The organism is Aquitalea magnusonii (assembly GCF_003202035.1).
GTDB classification, from domain to species: domain Bacteria; phylum Pseudomonadota; class Gammaproteobacteria; order Burkholderiales; family Chromobacteriaceae; genus Aquitalea; species Aquitalea magnusonii.
On the sequence record NZ_QJKC01000042.1, the window covers coordinates 1 to 2,113 of the forward strand.

The 2,113-nt window shown below is 67.9% G+C and carries 1 protein-coding gene; it reads left to right on the forward strand.

All coding sequences use genetic code 11. The features are described from left to right. On the forward strand, positions 1–2,113 hold a 2,113-nt coding region (locus DFR38_RS20725), incomplete at both ends, for a type VI secretion system Vgr family protein (RefSeq protein WP_110313881.1).

A 2,113-nucleotide genomic window follows, 5' to 3' on the forward strand; every position in this document is an offset into this window, starting at 1 on the left:
CCATGCCCAACCCCTACCAGCTCGCCTTCCCCGCACGCCTGGGGCTGGACCTGTCCGTGTTCGCCTTTACCCTCGACGAAGCCCTCGACACCCCCTTCCTGCTCGACATCGCCGTCACCTCAAGCCAGGCACACCTTCCCCTGGCCCAGCTCATCCACCAGCCCGTCTCCTTTACCATCACCCCTCCCGCCGCAACAGTCCTTCCCCCCATTCCCGGCCTGACCCCACCACCCGCCAGCGACCGCTCCCGCCGCTGGCAGGGCGTGGTGCGCGCCGCCAGCCGCCTGCACAGCAATCCGCAGGAAACCCGCTACCGCTTTCGCATCGGCCCACCCCTCGCCACCCTTGCCGATGGCCGCCACACCCGGCTGTTTCAGCAACAAAGCATCCCCGCCGTGATCGAGGCCGTGCTGCAGCAGCATGGCCTGGCCGGCAGCGCCCTGCAGTTCGACCTGACTGCCGACTATCCCCTGTTCGAACACCTCACCCAGTATCGCGAGAGCGATCTGGATTTCATCCAGCGCCTGGCCGCCTCCGCCGGGCTGTTCTATCAGGACATCCCCGCTGCCGATGGCCGCGCGCTGCTGGCCTTTGGCGATAATCTCGAGCATTACCAGCGCGGGCTGCTGCCCATCCTGCCGCTCAGCCCCGATGCCGGCCTGGAAGGCGTCGGTCGCGAAGTGATCCGCCGCTTCGACCTGCACCACCAGCCCATGCTGCACAGCGTGCAGCGCCGCGACTTCAACTACCGCAGCGCCAGCACCCCGCTGGCCAGCCGCGTGGACAGCCCCGACGACACCCCGGCGGCCCATGGCCTGGATGATGACTGGGGCGAGGGCCAGCGCACGGCCGACGAAGGCCAGCGCCTGGCACTGCTGCGCCACCAACTGTCGCTCAGCCGCCAGTGCCAGGGCGAGGGGGCCGGCAATGTGCTGCACAGCCGCCCCGGCGCCGTGTTCACCCTCAGCCAGGCCTTTGCCGAAGCCCCCCATGGCTGGCTGCTCACCGCCGTGCGCCATCAGGGCGCGCGCGATCAGGCCTATCACAACCAGTTCAGCGTCATCCCCGCCGACCGCCTGTGGCGACCCGCGCTGCGCGACAAGCCGCGCATCCACGGCACCCTGCCCGCCATGGTGGTCAGCCCGGCCAACAATAGCTACCGCTACCCCTTTCTCGATGCCGATGGCCGCTACCGGGTGCGCTTTCTGTTTGATCTGGATGAATGGCCCCCCGGCAGCGATTCGCGCCCGGTCCGCCTGGCCAAGCCCTTTGCCGGCGGCGGCTTTGGCCTGCACCTGCCGCTGCATGCCGGCACCCGCGTCAACATCGCGTTTACCGCTGGCGATATCGACCGCCCCTATATCGCCTCGGCCATGCACGACAGCAGCAAGCCGGATCACATCAACAGCGGCTGGCATACCCGCAACGTCATCCTTACCCGCGCCCACAACAAGCTGCGCATGGAAGATCTGCACGGCAAGGAACACATCAAGCTGGCCACCGAATACGGCAAGACCCAGCTCAACATCGGCCACCTGGTGGATGGCCAGCGCCAGCCGCGCGGGGAAGGCTTCGAGCTGCGCAGCGACCAGTGGGGCGTGCTGCGCGCCGGACGCGGGCTGCTGCTGTCCGCCCACGCCCAGCCGGGGGCCAGTGGCCTGCAGCGCGAGATGGCACAGGCGGTGCAGCAGCTGGAACGCGCCAATCAGAGCATCGACAGCCTGAACAGCGCCGCCAGCCACGCCAAGGCCGACCCGCTAGCACTGCAGGCCCAGCTGGATTTGCTCAATCAGCAGGTGAAGGACCTGCAACAGGCGGTATTGCTGGCCAGCGCCCCGGCCGGCATGGCGCTCACCACGGCGGGCAGCCTGCACGCCAGCGCCGGGCAGGACATGGCGCTGACCGCCCAGCGCAATGTCGGCGTCTCGGCCATGAAATCCCTGATGGTGAACATCGGCCAGGCCATCAGTCTGTTTGCCGCCAAGGCTGGTATCAAGCTCTACGCCAATCAGGGTGATGTCGACATCCAGGCACAGAACAGCGCCATGCTGCTGTCCTCGCGCCAGGACATGCAGCTGCGCAGCCTGCAGAAGATCAGCCTGGCGGCGCAGGA